Source organism: Paracoccus sp. SJTW-4, assembly GCF_047716885.1.
Classification (GTDB): Bacteria; Pseudomonadota; Alphaproteobacteria; order Rhodobacterales; family Rhodobacteraceae; genus Paracoccus; species Paracoccus solventivorans.
In genome coordinates this window covers 1,074,561-1,090,414 of record NZ_CP136681.1, presented here as the reverse complement: position 1 = coordinate 1,090,414, position 15,854 = coordinate 1,074,561, and the positions used below count along the sequence as shown (strand labels likewise).

At 69.5% G+C, this 15,854-nt stretch carries 15 protein-coding genes and 1 other RNA gene; 7 read left to right on the top strand and 9 right to left on the bottom strand.

The window, feature by feature from the left end:
• Nucleotides 1-76: 76 nt before the first annotated feature.
• Nucleotides 77-766: an HAD-IA family hydrolase gene (locus RSP45_RS05360; RefSeq protein ID WP_415393513.1), complete on the bottom strand. Its 690-nt coding sequence runs from the start codon at nt 764-766 to the stop codon at nt 77-79.
• Nucleotides 767-867: 101 nt separating this feature from the next.
• On the opposite strand from RSP45_RS05360, the gene glmU reads away from it, so the two are divergent.
• Together glmU and glmS are read left to right on the top strand one after the other, a co-directional pair.
• On the top strand, nt 868-2,211 hold the full coding sequence (gene glmU / locus RSP45_RS05355; RefSeq protein ID WP_415393512.1) for a bifunctional UDP-N-acetylglucosamine diphosphorylase/glucosamine-1-phosphate N-acetyltransferase GlmU: 1,344 nt from the start codon (nt 868-870) through the stop codon (nt 2,209-2,211).
• Between the two features lies 1 nt (nt 2,212).
• On the top strand, nt 2,213-4,030 hold the full coding sequence (gene glmS, locus RSP45_RS05350; RefSeq protein ID WP_415393511.1) for a glutamine--fructose-6-phosphate transaminase (isomerizing): 1,818 nt from the start codon (nt 2,213-2,215) through the stop codon (nt 4,028-4,030).
• Nucleotides 4,031-4,230: 200 nt separating this feature from the next.
• Here glmS and rarD read toward each other — a convergent pair whose 3' ends face one another.
• Nucleotides 4,231-5,115 (bottom strand): EamA family transporter RarD, encoded by an 885-nt coding sequence (gene rarD, locus RSP45_RS05345; protein ID WP_415393510.1) that lies wholly within the window; start codon nt 5,113-5,115, stop codon nt 4,231-4,233.
• A 107-nt stretch (nt 5,116-5,222) separates the two neighbouring features.
• On the opposite strand from rarD, the gene RSP45_RS05340 reads away from it, so the two are divergent.
• Both RSP45_RS05340 and RSP45_RS05335 read left to right on the top strand, forming a co-directional pair.
• Nucleotides 5,223-6,038, top strand: coding sequence for a TIGR00282 family metallophosphoesterase (locus tag RSP45_RS05340; RefSeq protein ID WP_073063074.1), 816 nt, complete (start codon nt 5,223-5,225; stop codon nt 6,036-6,038).
• A gap of 105 nt (nt 6,039-6,143) precedes the next feature.
• The gene (locus tag RSP45_RS05335) at nt 6,144-7,922 is read left to right on the top strand and encodes an SLC13 family permease (protein ID WP_415393509.1); all 1,779 of its coding nucleotides are present in this window, start codon (nt 6,144-6,146) and stop codon (nt 7,920-7,922) included.
• Between the two features lie 3 nt (nt 7,923-7,925).
• Here the strand turns inward: RSP45_RS05335 and RSP45_RS05330 are convergent, their stop codons facing one another.
• Both RSP45_RS05330 and RSP45_RS05325 read right to left on the bottom strand, forming a co-directional pair.
• Nucleotides 7,926-8,840 (bottom strand): lysophospholipid acyltransferase family protein, encoded by a 915-nt coding sequence (locus RSP45_RS05330; protein ID WP_415393508.1) that lies wholly within the window; start codon nt 8,838-8,840, stop codon nt 7,926-7,928.
• Nucleotides 8,837-9,619 (bottom strand): GNAT family N-acetyltransferase, encoded by a 783-nt coding sequence (locus RSP45_RS05325; RefSeq protein WP_415393507.1) that lies wholly within the window; start codon nt 9,617-9,619, stop codon nt 8,837-8,839. The genes RSP45_RS05330 and RSP45_RS05325 overlap by 4 nt, the downstream gene beginning before the upstream one ends.
• A 355-nt stretch (nt 9,620-9,974) precedes the next feature.
• Here RSP45_RS05325 and RSP45_RS05320 point away from each other — a divergent pair, with 355 nt between their 5' ends.
• Complete coding sequence (locus RSP45_RS05320; protein ID WP_415393506.1) at nt 9,975-10,634, top strand: histidine phosphotransferase family protein; 660 nt, start codon at nt 9,975-9,977, stop codon at nt 10,632-10,634.
• A gap of 19 nt (nt 10,635-10,653) precedes the next feature.
• Here the strand turns inward: RSP45_RS05320 and RSP45_RS05315 are convergent, their stop codons facing one another.
• The gene (locus RSP45_RS05315; RefSeq protein WP_415393505.1) at nt 10,654-11,925 is read right to left on the bottom strand and encodes a glutamate-5-semialdehyde dehydrogenase; all 1,272 of its coding nucleotides are present in this window, start codon (nt 11,923-11,925) and stop codon (nt 10,654-10,656) included.
• A 194-nt stretch (nt 11,926-12,119) separates the two neighbouring features.
• On the opposite strand from RSP45_RS05315, the gene RSP45_RS05310 reads away from it, so the two are divergent.
• Nucleotides 12,120-12,809: a DUF2270 domain-containing protein gene (locus RSP45_RS05310; protein WP_415393504.1), complete on the top strand. Its 690-nt coding sequence runs from the start codon at nt 12,120-12,122 to the stop codon at nt 12,807-12,809.
• Nucleotides 12,810-12,828: 19 nt separating this feature from the next.
• Here RSP45_RS05310 and ssrA read toward each other — a convergent pair.
• The 4 genes from ssrA to RSP45_RS05290 form a co-directional block, all read right to left on the bottom strand.
• Nucleotides 12,829-13,183, bottom strand: a transfer-messenger RNA (tmRNA) gene (gene ssrA, locus RSP45_RS05305).
• Nucleotides 13,184-13,201: 18 nt separating this feature from the next.
• Entirely contained in the window at nt 13,202-13,708 is a 507-nt protein-coding gene (locus tag RSP45_RS05300) for a DsrE family protein (RefSeq protein ID WP_415393503.1), read from the bottom strand.
• Between the two features lie 108 nt (nt 13,709-13,816).
• A complete protein-coding gene (locus RSP45_RS05295; RefSeq protein ID WP_073063057.1) occupies nt 13,817-14,230 on the bottom strand; it encodes a PaaI family thioesterase in 414 nt (137 codons plus the stop codon).
• A gap of 65 nt (nt 14,231-14,295) precedes the next feature.
• Nucleotides 14,296-15,381: a TRAP transporter substrate-binding protein gene (locus RSP45_RS05290; protein ID WP_303731233.1), complete on the bottom strand. Its 1,086-nt coding sequence runs from the start codon at nt 15,379-15,381 to the stop codon at nt 14,296-14,298.
• Between the two features lie 148 nt (nt 15,382-15,529).
• Between RSP45_RS05290 and RSP45_RS05285 the strand changes: the two genes are divergently transcribed.
• Nucleotides 15,530-15,799, top strand: a complete 270-nt coding sequence (locus RSP45_RS05285; protein ID WP_073063051.1) for a PepSY domain-containing protein — start codon at nt 15,530-15,532, stop codon at nt 15,797-15,799.
• The last annotated feature ends 55 nt before the right edge of the window (nt 15,800-15,854 follow it).

Genomic DNA, 15,854 nt, shown 5'->3' with positions numbered 1-15,854 from the left:
CATCACTCAAATATCCCGGGGTGAGCGCCGCAGGCGCGAGGGGCGGCGCCCCTTTCTTGCGGCCCCTCCGGCAAAGCTACCCCAGCCACCCCCGCGCCAGCGCCGGCAGCGCGTCGAACCCGGCCAGCACATGGTCGGGTTGCAGCCGCGAAATCGCCGCGCCCTCGGGGCCAAAGCCGACCAGCGACACCCGCACGCCGCTGGCCCTTGCGGTCTTCAGGTCGGTCTCGGTATCGCCCAGCAGGAACGACCGCGCCACCGTGCCGCCGGCGCGTTCCACCGCTGCCGCATAGGGGCGCGGGTCGGGCTTCCTGACCGGCAGCGTGTCGGCGCCGATCATGGCGCCGAACAGCCCCCGCACCCCAAGCGCCGCCAGCAGCTTTTCGGCCAGCGCCTCGGGCTTGTTGGTGCAGACCGACAGCAGATAACCCTCGGCCCGCAGCTGCTCCAGCGCCTCTTCCACCCCGTCATACAGCCGGGTCGAATCGGCGATGCAGTCGCCATAGAACCCCAGCAGCCGCGGGAAATCCTCGTCCTCGGCGCCGGGGGGCAGCAGCGTATCGGCCGGGATCCGCCCATAGCCCGCCCGCAGCATCGCCCGCCCGCCGTGGAATGCGATGCCGGCATCCGCCACCGGGTCCAGCAGCCGCCCGAGCCCGCGGGCCGCGAAACAGGCATTCGCCGCCGCGATCAGGTCGGCGGCGGTATCGGCCAGCGTGCCGTCCAGATCGAACACCACCGTGCCGCGATCGCCCCTTGCCGTCATCTTCCGTAACCTTTCGACAGATACCGTGACCGGGCGCACCCTTCCGTCCCGTGCCGGGCCTAGCTACAAGACGCCGAAAGATCAACGAAGGGCAGGCGCGGATGACGGAACGGGCGGTGGCGCTGATCGTGCTGGCGGCGGGGCAGGGCAGCCGGATGCAGTCCGAGCTGCCCAAGGTGCTGCACCGGCTGGGGGGCACGGCGCTGCTGGCGCACGCGCTGGCGGCGGGGCGCAGCCTCGACCCGGCGCTGGTGGTCGTCGTCGCGGGCCATGGCGCCGATGCTGTGACAAGCGCCGTGGCCAGGCTCGACCCTCAGGCGCAGGTGGCGCTGCAATCCGAACAGCTGGGCACCGGTCACGCGGTGGCGCAGGCGCTGCCGCTGCTGGACGGTTTCGACGGCCGGGTGGTGGTGCTTTACGGCGACACCCCCTTCATCGCCCCCGAAACCCTGGCGGCGCTGGCCGCGCACCCGGCCGATGTGGTGGTGCTGGGATTCCGGGCCGCCGATCCGGGCCGCTATGGCCGACTGGTGGCAGATGGCGATACGCTCGACCGCATCGTGGAATACAAGGACGCGGATGAGGCCACCCGCGCGATCACCCTGTGCAATTCCGGGGTGATGGCGGTGGATGCGGGGCTGCTGCGCGATCTGGTTGGGCAGCTGTCGAATGACAACGCCGCCGGGGAATACTACCTCACCGACGTGGTGGCGCTGGCCCGCGCCCAGGGCCGCAGCGCCGCCGTCGTCACCTGCGACGAGGCGGAAACCCTGGGCATCAACACCCGCGCCGAGCTCGCCGCCGCCGAGGCCGCCTTCCAGTCCCGCAAGCGCGCCGAGGCGCTGGAAAACGGTGTCACCATGGCCGACCCGGCCACCGTCTGGTTCGCGCTGGACACCCATGTCGGCCGCGACGCGATCATCGGGCAGAACGTAGTCTTCGGCCCCGGCGTCACCATCGAAAGCGGCGCCGAGATCCTGCCCTTCTGCCATCTCGAGGGCTGCCACGTCAGCGCCGGCGCCACCGTCGGCCCGTTTGCGCGGCTGCGCCCGGGGGCGGAGCTCGGCGGCGACGCCCATGTCGGCAATTTCGTGGAAATCAAGAACGCGGTGCTGGCCGAGGGCGTCAAGGTCGGCCACCTGACCTATCTGGGCGACGCCGAGGTGGGCGAGCGCAGCAATATCGGCGCCGGCACCGTCACTTGCAATTACGACGGGGTGGGCAAGCACCGCACGGTGATCGGGGCGGATGCGTTCATCGGTTCGGACACGATGCTGGTGGCGCCGGTCAGCGTGGGGGCGCGGGCGATGACCGGCTCGGGCTCGGTGATCACCCGGGACGTGCCGGACGGGGCGCTGGCGCTGGGCCGCGCCCGGCAGGTGACCAAGCCGGGGCTGGCCGTGCGGATCATGCAGGCGCTGCGCGCCGCCAAGGGGAGAGCCTGACATGTGCGGAATCATCGGTATCCTCGGCAAGAACCAGGTGGCGCCGCAGCTGGTCGAGGGGCTGCGGCGGCTGGAATACCGCGGCTATGACAGCGCCGGCGTCGCCACCATCGACAGCGAGGGGCGGCTGGACCGCCGCCGGGCGGTGGGCAAGCTGGTCAACCTGTCCGATCTGCTGGTGCATCAGCCGCTGGAAGGCCGCGCCGGCATCGGCCACACCCGCTGGGCCACCCATGGCGCAGCCACCGAGACCAACGCCCACCCGCACAGCCACGGCCCCGTCGCCGTGGTCCACAACGGCATCATCGAGAACTTCCGCGAGCTGCGCGCGGACCTTGCCGCCCACGGCATTGTCGCCCGGACGGAAACCGACACGGAAACCGTGGCCCTGCTGACCGCCCATCACATGGCGCAGGGCATGGCCCCGGCTGACGCCGTGCGCGCCACGCTCTCGCGGCTGCACGGGGCCTTTGCGCTCGCCTTCCTGTTCCAGGGCGAACCCGACCTGATGATCGGCGCCCGCAAGGGCAGCCCGCTGGCGCTGGGCCATGGCGAGGGCGAGATGTTCCTGGGCTCGGACGCGATCGCGCTGGCCCCGTTCACCGACCGCATCACCTACCTTGAGGACGGCGACCACGTGGTGATCACCCGCGCGGGGGCCGAGATCTTCGACGCAGCCGGCCGCCGTGCCAATCGCGACATGGCCCGCATCGACGTCGGCGCCACCGCCATCGACAAAGGCGGCTACCGGCATTTCATGGCCAAGGAGATCGCCCAGCAGCCGGTGGTGTTGGGCGACGCGCTCAGCCACTACATCAAGGACGGCCGCATCGTCCTGCCCGACTCAGTCGATTTCCGCGGCGTGGACCGTATCACCCTGGTCGGCTGCGGCACCGCCTATTACGCCGCCTGCGTGGCGAAATACTGGTTCGAGCGGCTGGCGGGTCTGCCCTGCGACGTCGATGTGGCCTCAGAGTTTCGCTATCGCGAGCCGCCGCTGTCGCCCGAAAGCTGGGCGATCTTCGTCAGCCAGTCGGGCGAGACCGCCGACACGCTGGCGGCGCTGCATTACTGCAAGGACAAGGTGGCGCGCACGCTGGGGGTGGTGAACGTGGGCACCTCGGCCATCGCGCGCGACACCGACATCGCCCTGCCGATCCTGGCGGGGGTCGAGGTGGGCGTGGCCTCGACCAAGGCATTCACCTGCCAACTGGCGGTGCTGGCGGTGCTGGCGCTGAAAGCCGCCGCCGACCGCGGCGCGCTGAAGCCGGCGGAGCTGGCGGCGCATCTGGACCAGCTGATCGCGGTCCCGGCGCTGGTGGCGCAGGCGGTGGGGGCCAGCGACGACTGCCGCCGGCTGGCCGACTGGCTGGCCGAGGCGCAGGACGTGCTGTTCCTGGGCCGCGGCGCGCAATACCCGGTGGCGCTGGAGGGGGCGCTGAAGCTCAAGGAAATCAGCTATATCCACGCCGAGGGCTATGCCGCGGGCGAGCTCAAGCACGGGCCCATCGCGCTGATCGACCGCAATGTGCCGGTGGTGGTGGTGGCGCCCTCGGACGCGCTGTTCGAAAAGACCCTGTCGAACATGCAAGAGGTGATGGCCCGCCACGGGCAAGTGCTGCTGGTGTCCGACAGCGCCGGGATCGAGGCGGGGGCCGAGGGCACCCATGCCACGCTGACCATGCCCGCCGGCGCCGGCGCCTTCGCGCCCATCGTCTATGCGGTGCCGATGCAGCTGCTGGCCTATCACACTGCGGTCGCCAAGGGCACCGACGTGGACCAGCCCCGCAACCTCGCGAAATCCGTCACGGTGGAATAAGCGCCGCCCGCCGGCCCAGCCTGCGGCACAAGCGGCTTCTTCATCATGAAAATATCCCGGGGCTTCCGAGCGCCCGGAATAGAAGGCGGATCAGAAAACAGCCCACAAGGCTGTTTTCCCGCCGGATGGTCCAGTGGACCGTTTTCAGCGAGGAAGGCCGCGGCAGCGGCCCGGGGCAGCGCCCCGGTCCGGCCGCGACTTCAGCCCACCCGCGCCGGCCTGCGGATCAGCGTCGCCGTATACAGCACCAGCGCCGCCCAGATCAGCGGGAAGGCGACCAGCCGCACGCCCGCAAAGGGCTCGTGGAAGATTGCCACCGCGATCAGGAACACCATAGTCGGCGCCAGATATTGCAGCACCGCGATGGTGGACAGCCGCAGCAGCTTGGCGCCGTTGGCATACAGCATCAGCGGCACTGCGGTGATCACCCCGGTGCCCACCAGCAGCAGCGATTCGCCGGCCGAGCGGCCGAAATGCCCGGCTCCGGTCCATTCCAGCCACAGCAGATAGCCGGCGGCGGGCAGGAACAGCAGCAGCACCTCGACGGTGAAGCCCTCGTTCGGGGGCAGCGGCAGGCGGCGCTTGCAATAGGCATAGACCCCCCAGGTCACGGTCAGGGTCAGCGCCACCACCGGCAGCCCGCCCGCGGCGGTGGTCAGCAGCACCACCGCCAGCACCGCCAGCGAGATCGCGGCCAGCTGCGGGCGGCTCAGCCGCTCGCCCAGCAGCGCCCAGCCCAAGAAGATGCTGAACAGGGGGTTGATGTAATACCCCAGCGCGGCCTCGACCGTCTGGCCATGGGTCACGGCCCAGACATAGGTCAGCCAGTTCACGGTGATCAGCACCGCGGTCAGCCCCGCCATGGCCACCAGCCGCGGCTTGCGCAGGGTCGCGGCCACCGTTTCCAGCTGCCCGTTCTGGCGCAGCACGATCAGCGCGATCGGCAGCGACCACAGCACCCGGTGCGCCACCACCTCGCCCGCGGGGACGTCGCGCAGCGTGTAGAGATACAGCGGCATCAGGCCCCAGATCAGATAGGCGCCGATGGCGAAGGACAGGCCGCGGGGGGAATCATGGGGGTTCATGCGGCATGATTAGCGCCGCGCCCCGGCAGCGTCCATCGCGACCATCGGCCCGCCCCGTGGCGTATCAGTGCTTGATGCGCCGCTTGCAGTTGTCGTAACGCTGTCGGATGCGGATACTTTTTCTTGGCGACGTGATGGGCCGCACCGGGCGGCGGGCGATCTCGGAACGGCTCGCGGGGCTCAAGTCCCGGCACCGGGCGGATTTCACCATCGTGAACGGGGAAAACGCCAGCGGCGGCATGGGGCTGACCGGCGCCCACGCGCGGCTGCTGCTCGAGGCGGGGGCCGACTGCCTGACGCTGGGCGACCACGCCTTCGACCAGAAGGACATGCTGAGCTTCATCGAGACCGAGCCGCGGGTGCTGCGGCCGCTGAACTTTGCGCGCGAGGCGCCGGGACGGGGCGCGCGGGTGTTCCAGGATGCGCGCGGGCGCAAGATCCTGGTGGCGCAGGCGCTGGGGCAGGTGTTCATGCGCCGCCCCTTCGACGATCCGTTCAGCGCCATCGACGCGGTGCTGCGCGCCCATCCCGCCGGCGGCATGGTGCAGGCGGCGGTGCTGGATTTCCACGCCGAGGCGACCAGCGAAAAGATGGCGATGGGGCATTTCTGCGACGGCCGCGCCAGCCTGGTGGTCGGCACCCACACCCATGTGCCTACCGCCGACACCCAGATTCTGCCGCGCGGCACCGCCTATCAGTCCGACGCGGGCATGTGCGGCGACTATGACAGCGTGATCGGCATGGACAAGGCGGAACCCATGCGCCGCTTCCTGACCGGCATGACCCGCGAGCGCTTCACCCCTGCCGAGGGTGAGGCCACGCTGTCGGGCCTGCTGGTGGTGACCGACGACCGCACCGGGCTGGCGAGCTCGGTCGAGCCGATCCGCGAGGGCGGCAGGCTGGCGCTGCCCCTGCCGGTCTGAGCTGCGCGCGCCCATGCAAGCCCGCGAAATCCCTTGCGGACAAGTAGGAAATAGCGCATCCGGGGCCGCGTCCGCCCCGCGGCGGTCAGGTGACGAGGTTCGACGATGTTCGATGCAGGACTGACCGGCCATGCAGCCGCGGTCACGACGCTGGTCATCATCGCGGCAATGTTCGTGATGTTCGTGCGCGAGCGCCACCCGCCCGAGGTGGTGGCGGTCGGCACCGCCGCCCTGATGCTGGCGCTGGGGCTGGCGCCCTATGACGATGCGGTGGGGGTGCTGTCCAACAGCGCGCCCTGGACCATCGCCTTCATGTTCATCCTGATGGGGGGGCTGCTGCGCACCGGGGCGCTGAACCAGCTCAGCCGGATGGTGACCTCGCGCGCCGAAGCGGCGCCGCTGCTGACCATTGCGGGGATGTTCGCCTTTGTCTGCATCGCTTCGGGGATCATGAACAATACCCCGGTGGTGGCGGTGATGATCCCCATCGTGATCCAGGTCGCCCGCAAGACCGGCATCCCGGCATCCCGGCTGCTGATGCCGCTGAGCTATTTCACCGTCATGGGCGGGATGCTCACCCTGATCGGCACCTCGACCAACCTGCTGGTGGACGGGGTGATCCGCGCCCGCGAGATGGAACCGTTCGGCATCTTCGACATCATGCCGGTCGGGCTGGCCGTGACCGTGGCCGGTGCGCTTTACCTGGGGCTGGTCGGCTGGCGGCTGCTGCCGGACCGGGGCTCGATGGCCTCGTTCCTGACCGACCGCAGCCAGATGAAATACTTCACCGAGTTCGCCATCCCCGAGGGCAGCAACCTGATCGGGATGGGCCTGTCCGACGTCAAGCTGTTCAAGCGCGAGAACGTGCGGGTGATGGACGTGCTGCGCGGGGACACCTCGCTGCGGCGCAACCTGGCCGAGGTGGTGCTTGAACACGGCGACCGGGTGGTGCTGCGCTCGGGGATGGCCGACCTGCTGGAAATGCAGAAGGACAAGGGGCTGCGCGCCTTCGACAAGCTGTCCTCGGTCGAGACCGAGACGGTGGAGGTGCTGATCTCGCCCGGTGCCCGCATGATCGGGCGGCGGCTGGGCGATCTGCGGCTGCGGCGGCGCTATGGGGTCTATCCCATCGCCGCGCACCGGCGGAACCAGAACATCGGCCGCCAGCTCGACGATCTGGAGGTCCGCGTCGGCGACACGCTGCTGCTGGAAGGCGCCCCGGCCGACATCGCGCGGCTGGCGGCGGACATGGATCTGGTGGACGTGTCCCACCCCACCACCAAGCCGTTCCGCCGCAGCCACGCCCCCATCGCCACCATCGCGCTGCTGGCGGTGGTGCTGCTGGCGGCGCTGGATCTGGCGCCGATCATGGGGCTGGCGTTCCTGGCCTCGGCCATCATCCTGCTGACCCGCTGCGTGGACGCCGACGAGGCCTTCGGCTTCATCGAGGCGCGGCTGCTGGCGATGATCTTTGCCATGCTGGTGGTGGGCGAGGCGCTGGAGGCCACCGGCGCCGTCAACCTGATCGTGGACAACGTGGCGCCGTGGCTGCAGGGGCTCAGCCCGTTCTGGACGCTGGTGGCGGTGTATTTCCTGGGCCTCGTCATGACCGAGGTGCTGTCGAACAACGCCGTGGCGGTGATGCTGACCCCGATCGCGATCGAGCTGGCGCTGCAGCTGGGCCATGATCCGCGCGCCTATGTGGTGGCGGTGATGTTCTCGGCCTCGGTCGCCTTTGCCACCCCCATCGGCTATCAGACCCACATGATGGTCTATGGGCCGGGGGGCTACAGGTTCACCGACTTCATCCGGGTCGGGCTGCCGCTGGACATCGTGACCGGGCTGGCCGCCTGCCTGACGATTCCGCTGTTCTGGCCGCTCTAGGCCCTACACGCGCGGCGGGGGCTCGGGGAAGGGCGCGCGTACCGCGGCCTCGGCTGCGGCGGCCAGCGACTTGCGGTCGTGGCCGGCGACCGGGATCGGCGGGTGCAGGGTCACGGTGACGCTGCCCTGCCGCCACTGGCCCAGCACCGCCAGCAGATGCGGGCCCAGATCCATGTCGCCCCACCAGCCATAAAAGCGCGGCTCGCGCCCCCATGGCGCGGTATAGCGCACGCTTACCGGTTGGATCGCCAGCCCCTGCGGCAGCGCCGGGTCCAGAAAGGCCTGAAACAGCGTCGGCTTGAACGGCAGCACCCGGCGGCCGTCGGTGCTGGTGCCTTCGGGAAAGAACAGCAGCCTGTGGCCAAGCGCGGTGCGTTCGGCGAACTCGGCCGCCTGCACGCGGGCAAGCCGGGGGTCGCGGGTCACGAAATGCGTGTCGGTCACGCGGGTCAGGATGTTGATCCCGGGCCAGCCTGCGACCTCGGACTTGCTGACGAAGAACACCGGCGCCGCCGCGTTCAGCACGAAGATATCCAGCCAGCTCGAGTGATTGGCGACCATCGCGCCCGGGCCGCGCATCCTTGCGCCGCGGCATTGCCAGCGGATGCCCAGCACCAGCAGGCACAGCCGGCACACGCCCTGCACCCACGGCCCGGTCAGCGGCCGCCTGCGCCCCGCGAACAGCCGTTCCGCAGCGCGCAGCGGCAAGAGCAGCAGCACCCCGACCAGCAGCACCGTCACGACCGCGCCCCCGCGCAGCGCCACCAGCACCCAGCCAGCCCCCGAGGGCCGCGGCGGCACGTCGGGGGGCAGTCCGCGCCAGGTGGCGCCGTTCGGCCGCGCGGCGGCGCCCGCTGCCGGATCATCGCCAGAAAGCGCCGCGGCGGCGGGCGAGGGTCGGGGGGGCGCCGTGGTCATGCCCCTTGCCGGCGGTCCTGATAATACTGGCGGTGGCGTTCGGACATGGCGGCGGTATCCATCAGCAGGAACACGTCGGTGGTATTGAACTCGTGGTCGATCCAGGCGCCGTCGCCGACCACCCCGCCCAGCCGCAGATAGGCTTTTATCAGCGCCGGCATGGCGGTCATTGCCGCGCGGCGGTCCAGCGCTTCGGGCGCGATCAGGTCCATGCGCTGGTAATGCGGGGCCCGTGCCACCGGCCGCAACGCCACGGGTGCCAGATGGTGGTGGTGCAGCCAGGACAGGGCCTGCGCCAGCGGCTCGATGCTGGTGCCGTGAAAACTGGCGACGCCGAACAGGATCTCTATCTCGCGGGCCAGCACGTAATCGGCCAGCGCATTCCACAGCAGGAACATCCCGGAACCGCCGCGATAGTCCGGGTCCACGCAGGAACGCCCCAGCTCGACCAGTCGCCGCCCCGACTGGCGCAGCGGGGTCAGGTCGTATTCGCTGTCGCAGTAATAGCGGCCGAACTCCTCGGCCACCTGGCTGCGCAGCAGCCGATAGGCGCCGACCACATGCTCGCCCGCGTCGGGGTCGCGGCGGGTGTCGACCAGCAGCAGGTGATCGACCACCGGGTCGAACTCGTCCCGCTCCAGCCGGGCGTCATGATCGACCAGCGGCCCGTCCCCGCCCAGCTCTTCGACAAAGACGCGATAGCGCAGCCGTTGCGCGGCGCGCAGGTCGCGCTCATCTGCCGCCAGCCGCACCTCGAGCCAGCCCGGATCGGTCTTCATCGGCTCTCCTTTCGCTCGGGCGTTGCAAATGCGCGGCACTCCGCCGACGGCAATCGCCAAATCGGCGGAAAATTGCTTGACACATCCGCAGATTGCAAGGAATTGGTTGTTGCAATTAGAGCAGAAAACATCACGAGGGCGCAGGAGTGAGCAGTTCTGATCCAACACGGCCCGGACCCGCATCCCGCCCGCACCAAGCGCGCCATCGCATCCGGCCCGGGGTGCAGCGGCCATCGGCCGGGACGGCACCGGGGGCGGGCATCCCGGCGATCGGCCCGGCGTCGGGCGCGGCTGTGGACGTCGTGTTCATCTTGGGATCCGCCTCGGCTGGTCTGGGCGCAAAGGCTAGCGGACGATGAGGCCGGTCACAATCCCGGCCGACGCGATCCCGGCCGGCACATCCGGCGGGCTGGGCATCGAACTGGCCAGCCTGGTCGCGGCGCGGTTGTGCCATGATCTGGTCTCTCCGCTGGGGGCGATCGGCAACGGGGTCGAGCTGCTGGAAATGGCCGGCGAATACCCGGGGCTGGCCAAGTCGCCCGAGCTGTCGCTGATCGGCGAAAGCGTCAAGGCGGCGCGGGCGCGGGTGCGATTCTACCGCACCGCCTTTGGCCATGCCACCCGCGACCAGCGCACCGCCGTGACCGAGGTCGCGCAGCTGGCGCAGGATTACGCCCGCGGCACAAGGCTGGCGGTCGAGATCGAGGGCAGCGGCGATCTGTCGCGGGTCGAGGCGCGGATGCTGCTGCTGGCGCTGATGTGCATGGATTCGGCGATGCCCTGGGGCGGGCGGGTGCTGGTCTGCCGCTCGATGTCGGGCTGGCGGGTGGTGGGCGAGGCCTCGCGCACCCGCAGCCAGCCGGGGCTGTGGGGCTGGCTGGCGCCGCTGGGGGCGCCGCTGTCGCCGCCCGAGCCGTCCGAGGTGCATTTCGCGGTGCTGGGGGTGCTGGCGCAGCAGCACCACCGCCCCATCCTGTGGGAGGTGGACGCGACCGGCGGCGAGATCAGCTTCTGACCCCGCCCGCCTGCGCGGTTCAGGGGCGGATGGTGCCGTCCCCGGTCACCAGATACTTGAAGCTGGTCAGCTGCTCGGCCCCGACCGGCCCGCGCGCGTGCAGCTTGCCGGTGGCGATGCCGATCTCGGCGCCCATCCCGAATTCTCCGCCATCGGCGAACTGGGTCGACGCATTGCGCAGCAGGATCGCGGAATCGATGCGCTGCATGAACCGGGCGGCGGTGGCGTCGTTCTCGGTCAGGATCGATTCGGTGTGGCCCGAGCTGTGCTGGTTTATATGGGCAATCGCCCCATCCACGCCGTCGACCAGCTTTGCGGCGATGATCATGTCCAGGAACTCATGCCCGAAATCCTCGGGGCGGGCCGTGGTGGTGCCGGGAATGGCGGCCAGCTCGCCCTCGGCCCGGACCTCGACGCCCGCGTCCAGCAGGTCGCGAATCAGCACCTCGCCGTGGCGTTCGTAAAAGCCGCGGTCGATCAGCAGGGTCTCGGCCGCGCCGCAGACGCCGGTGCGCCGGGTCTTGGCGTTCAGCACCACCCGCCGCGCCTTGTCCAGATCGGCGTCGCGGTCGGCATAGACGTGGCAGATGCCTTCCAGATGCGCAAACACCGGCACGCGGGCCTCGGCCTGCACCAGCCCGACCAGCCCCTTGCCGCCGCGCGGGATGATCACGTCGATCAGCCCCTGCGCGCGCAGCATCGCGGCGACGGCGGCGCGGTCGCGCACCGGCACCATCTGGATCGCGTCCTCGGGCAGCCCGGCCTGCCGCAGCCCCCGTTTCATGCAGTCGAGGATCGCGCCAGAGGAATGGATGCTGTCCGTCCCCCCGCGCAGGATCACCGCATTGCCGGATTTCAGCGCCAGCGCGCCGGCGTCGGCGGTGACGTTGGGGCGGCTTTCGTAGATCACCCCCAGCACCCCGATGGGCGTGGCCACCCGCTGGATATGCAGCCCGTTCGGCCGGTCCCATTCCGCCAGCACCCGCCCCACCGGATCGGGCTGTTCGGCCACCGTGCGCAGCCCGTCGGCGATGGCGCGGATGCGGGCCGGGTCCAGCCGCAGCCGGTCGATCATCGCCGGCGACAGGCCGTTTTGCTCGGCATAGGCCAGATCCTCGGCATTGGCGTTCAGGATGGCGGCTTCCGATTCGACGATGGCATGGGCGGCCCCGATCAGCGCGGCGTATTTGCGCTCGGCATCGGCATGGGCCAGCGCGGCCGCGGCGGCGCGCGCGGCCGCGCCCATGCGGGCGATCAGGGTTTCGGCATCGCGGGCGTCATCCTGCGGCATCTCGGCGGCACCTTCCAGCAAACCTGCCCGCACCAGCGGCGGGCCGGGCGTTGGTCGCACAAGCAGGCGCAAAACGAAAGAGCCCGCGCAGGCCCGCCCGCGCCCAAGCTGCGGGCTTGCGCGGGCCCATTGCGGCGTGGTCCACTTGCCCGACCGGGACCCGGAAACCCGGCAGGGAAGGGGAGGGGCAGGACTTGACCACGGACAGCGCCAGCGACGACCAGCCCGAGCCGCGCCGCTTCACCCCGGCCGAGCTTGGGGCGCTGGCCCATCTCTACCGGGGCGAGATCTATCGCTCGACCGTCTGGCGCACGCGGCTGGACACCACCACCAACTGGTCGGTGGTGACGCTGGGGGTGGCGCTGTCGATCACCTTCGCCTCGCGCGATTCCTCGCCGCTGCCGCTGGTGCTGGTGGGGATCCTGATCCTGCTGTTCCTTGCGCTCGAGGCGCGGCGCTATCGCTATTTCAACGTCTGGCGGGCGCGGGCGCGCTGGATGGAAAAGCATCTCTATGTGCCGATGCTGCGCGACGGGGTGCTGGACGACGGCACCAACTGGCAGCTGACGCTGGCCGACGACTATCGCGCGCCGCGCTATCACGTCAGCTATCTGGTGGCGATGTCGCGGCGGATCCGGCGCAACTACCTGTGGATCCTGCTGATCCAGTCCATCGCCTATGTCGGCAAGCTGCTGGTCCACCCCAACCCGGTCACCTCGCTGTCCCATTTCATCGAACGCGCCCGCATCGGCCCGATCCCGGGCGTCGTGGTGCTGGCGACGGGGCTGCTTTATATCGGGGTGTTCCTGGGGCTGGCGATCTGGGTCCGGCGCGAGGATGCGCGGCGCGCGACCATGCGCGGATCGCAGGGGCCGATGGGATAGCGGAAAAAGGGGGGGGGAAAGTGCAGGATTCTGTTGCCAGGCTCCTGCGGGCCCCGCCTGCCGCGGCTAAGCGACAGGGCTTAGTTTTCGGTTACCCGAGCTGCTTACGCAGCCAGAGCCACCGGAGCACGGTTGTCGTTGGCAACTGTACTTTTCGCACCGATAACGGTGGTAGCTCACCGAGACAAAGCAAACAGCTTTAGACGTTCGTCGATCCTGTTTCGGCCCCATTCGCCCCCAACGAGGGATGGATGGTGGAGCCGCCGGGTACCGCCCCCGGGTCCGATCCGCTTATTACCTGCGCGTTTATGTCCATAGTCCGGGCGAACCCGGACAGGACCAAGATAGGGGGGCCGCCGCCCCCCTGCAAGGCCCGATCGCGGGGCCTCGCGTCAGGGCTTGATATAGACAAAGCCCTCCTGCTGCAGCCGGGCGACCTCGGCCACCCCGGCCTGCACGATATCCTCGGGCCAGACGTCGAACAGGTCGGTCTCCGGGTCGATGTTGCGGCCGACCAGCGTGTTGTTGCAGACGAGGAACCGCACCCCCCGCGCCTTGAGATCCGAGATCGTGGCCTGCAGCGCCTGGTCCTTGTTCGCCGCGGCCAGCAGCCCCAGCCCGTCGCCGTGCATCACCACCCGCAGGTCCAGATTGTCCTCGCCCACCGCGTTCAGGTGGTTGTCAAGGTTGTTCAGCGCCGGCTTGTAGCCCGAGCCGTCGATGCCGCCCGGATAGTTGATGTGATAGACGGCCTTTTGCGGCGCGTATTCCTGCGCCGCCGCTTCCGGCGCGGCCTGTCCAGCGGTCTCGGCAGGGGCAGCGGCGTCCTGGGCCAGTGCCGCAGGGGTAGCCAGCAGCAGCATCAGCGCGGCGGAACGAAGGATGTCTTGCATGTTCATGGTCGGCCTTTCCTGTTGGGGGAACGGCCATGGTCGGGGCTGGGCAAGCTTATTACAACCTCCTTTGCCCGTTTTGTCGGTCCCCCGAGGACGCCCGCGCCGCCGGGGTCAGCCCTTCCAGTCGATCACCATCTGGGTCTGGGTGACGATCGCCGCCACCTTGCCGTCGCCGCGGGTGATGGTGGTCTGCCACACCATCGTCGTGCGCCCGCGGTGCAGCGGGATGCTGCGGCCGGTGGCGGTGTCGCCGACGCGGATCGGGCGCAGGAAATTGGTCTTGCTTTCCACGGTGGTGGTGGTCTTGCCGGGGGGCAGGTTGATCATCGTGGCGGTGCCGCCCAGATTGTCGGCCATCGCCATGATCGCGCCGCCATGCATGACGCCGTTGCGGTTGGCCAGCTCGTCGGTGACCGCGACCTCGCCCACCAGCTCGTCCTGGGTGATGCCGACCAGCCGAAACCCCAGCAGCCGCGCGAAGGCGGGCTGGTCAAGGGCGATGCGTTCCTGTTCGCTGCGGTCCATGCGCTGTTCCCGTTCATGAAGCGGCGCGGCCCGGACGGGGCCGCGCGCAGGTGGAGGTTGGAGTGTTACTGCCCGGCCTGGGCCGAGGTGAAGTAATCGTAGGGCAGTTCCGCCACCCGCAGCCACTGCTGCTGCCGGGTCCAATAGGCCGACCAGTGGTCGTAGATCTTGCGGAAATTGTCGTTCGCCGCCGCGTATTCCGCATAGAGCTTGCGCGATTCCGCAAAGGCCGCCGCCAGCACGTCGTCGGGGAACGCCTGCAGCTGCGCGCCGCTGGACACCAGCCGCATCAGCGCCTCGGGGTTGCCGTTGTCGTATTTGGCGACGCAATGGGTCATCGCCTCGGAGCAGGCGGTTTCCAGCACGGCCTGGTAGGACGCGGGCAGTGCCCCCCAGGCGTCGAGGTTGATGTACAGCCCGACGTTGGCCGTGCCTTCCCACCAGCCGGGGTAATAGTAATAGGGCGCGACCCGCTGGAAGCCCAGCTTCTCGTCGTCGTAGGGCCCCGAGAACTCGGCCGCGTCGATGGTGCCGCGTTCCAGCGCCGCATAGATGTCGCCGCCGCCGATCTGCTGGGGCACCACCCCCAGTCGCGACAGGATGGTGCCGCCCAGCCCGGCGATGCGCAGCTTGAGCCCGTTCAGGTCGGCGACCGAGGTGATCGGCTTGCGATACCAGCCGCCCATCTGCGCCCCGGTGTTGCCCGAGGGGATCGAGCGGACGTTGGCGCTGGCGATGAATTCGTTCACCAGTTCCAGCCCGCCGCCGTAAAGCAGCCAGGCGGTGTTCTGGCGGGTGTTCATCCCGAAGGGCAGCGAAGTGTCGAAAGCCCAGGTCGGGTCCTTGCCGATGTTGTAGGACCCAAGCGTATGCGCGCATTCCACCGTGCCGTCCGACACCGCGTCCAGCGCCTGCAGCGGCGGCACCAGCTCTCCGGCCGCAAAGGGCTGGATCTGGAAGCCGCCGTCGGTCATCTCGGCCACCCGGCGCGCGACATGGTCGGAAATGCCGTAGAGCGTCTCGAGGCTTTTCGGATAGCTCGAGGTCAGCCGCCAGGTGACATTCGGCCGGGCCTGCGCCAGCGCCGGGGCGGCCAGCGCGCCGGCGGCCGAGGCCAGCGCGGCGGTGGACAGGAAGTCGCGACGTTTCATGGGAATATCCTTCCGAGATTCATGGGCGCAAGCTACACAAAGCGGCCGCGGCCGCAATGTGATCCGCCGGGGGCGGGCGCCGCGCGCCCCGGAACCATCCGCCCCCCGCGGCGTTGCCGGGCAGTCACTTACATGATCGAGGTTTTCCATGCGTATCTTCCCCGCCGCCGCCGCCCTGACGCTGACCCTGGGTCTCGCCCCCGCCCTGGCGATCGCCGCGCCGCCGCCCGCCGACGGGCTGAAGCTGTCGCAGATCGTCGCGCAGGTCGAGACCAGCGCCGGCGCCGCGCTCGCCTATATCGACGAGCTGGAATGGGACGACGACGGCTATTGGGAGGTGAAATACATCACCACCGACGGCAGGAAGATCGAGGAAAAGCTGGATCCCCGCACCGGCGCCACCATGCCGCGGCGCTGAGCCTGCCCGAAAAAGAAAAGGGGGGCTGTCTGCCCCCCATCGCGTGGCGGCGATT

What these genes read in the sequence shown, in the direction of transcription:
- RSP45_RS05295 (WP_073063057.1), bottom strand. Translation starts at nt 14,230, where the DNA reads ATGGACCGCAGCGAACAGGAACGCATCGCCCTTGACCAGCCCGCCTTC.
- RSP45_RS05360 (WP_415393513.1), bottom strand. Translation starts at nt 766, where the DNA reads ATGACGGCAAGGGGCGATCGCGGCACGGTGGTGTTCGATCTGGACGGC.
- RSP45_RS05330 (WP_415393508.1), bottom strand. Translation starts at nt 8,840, where the DNA reads ATGACCACGGCGCCCCCCCGACCCTCGCCCGCCGCCGCGGCGCTTTCT.
- RSP45_RS05325 (WP_415393507.1), bottom strand. Translation starts at nt 9,619, where the DNA reads ATGAAGACCGATCCGGGCTGGCTCGAGGTGCGGCTGGCGGCAGATGAG.
- glmS (WP_415393511.1), top strand. Translation starts at nt 2,213, where the DNA reads ATGTGCGGAATCATCGGTATCCTCGGCAAGAACCAGGTGGCGCCGCAG.
- RSP45_RS05290 (WP_303731233.1), bottom strand. Translation starts at nt 15,381, where the DNA reads ATGAAACGTCGCGACTTCCTGTCCACCGCCGCGCTGGCCTCGGCCGCC.
- RSP45_RS05340 (WP_073063074.1), top strand. Translation starts at nt 5,223, where the DNA reads ATGCGGATACTTTTTCTTGGCGACGTGATGGGCCGCACCGGGCGGCGG.
- RSP45_RS05335 (WP_415393509.1), top strand. Translation starts at nt 6,144, where the DNA reads ATGTTCGATGCAGGACTGACCGGCCATGCAGCCGCGGTCACGACGCTG.
- RSP45_RS05320 (WP_415393506.1), top strand. Translation starts at nt 9,975, where the DNA reads ATGAGGCCGGTCACAATCCCGGCCGACGCGATCCCGGCCGGCACATCC.
- RSP45_RS05300 (WP_415393503.1), bottom strand. Translation starts at nt 13,708, where the DNA reads ATGAACATGCAAGACATCCTTCGTTCCGCCGCGCTGATGCTGCTGCTG.
- RSP45_RS05285 (WP_073063051.1), top strand. Translation starts at nt 15,530, where the DNA reads ATGCGTATCTTCCCCGCCGCCGCCGCCCTGACGCTGACCCTGGGTCTC.
- rarD (WP_415393510.1), bottom strand. Translation starts at nt 5,115, where the DNA reads ATGAACCCCCATGATTCCCCCCGCGGCCTGTCCTTCGCCATCGGCGCC.
- RSP45_RS05315 (WP_415393505.1), bottom strand. Translation starts at nt 11,925, where the DNA reads ATGCCGCAGGATGACGCCCGCGATGCCGAAACCCTGATCGCCCGCATG.
- glmU (WP_415393512.1), top strand. Translation starts at nt 868, where the DNA reads ATGACGGAACGGGCGGTGGCGCTGATCGTGCTGGCGGCGGGGCAGGGC.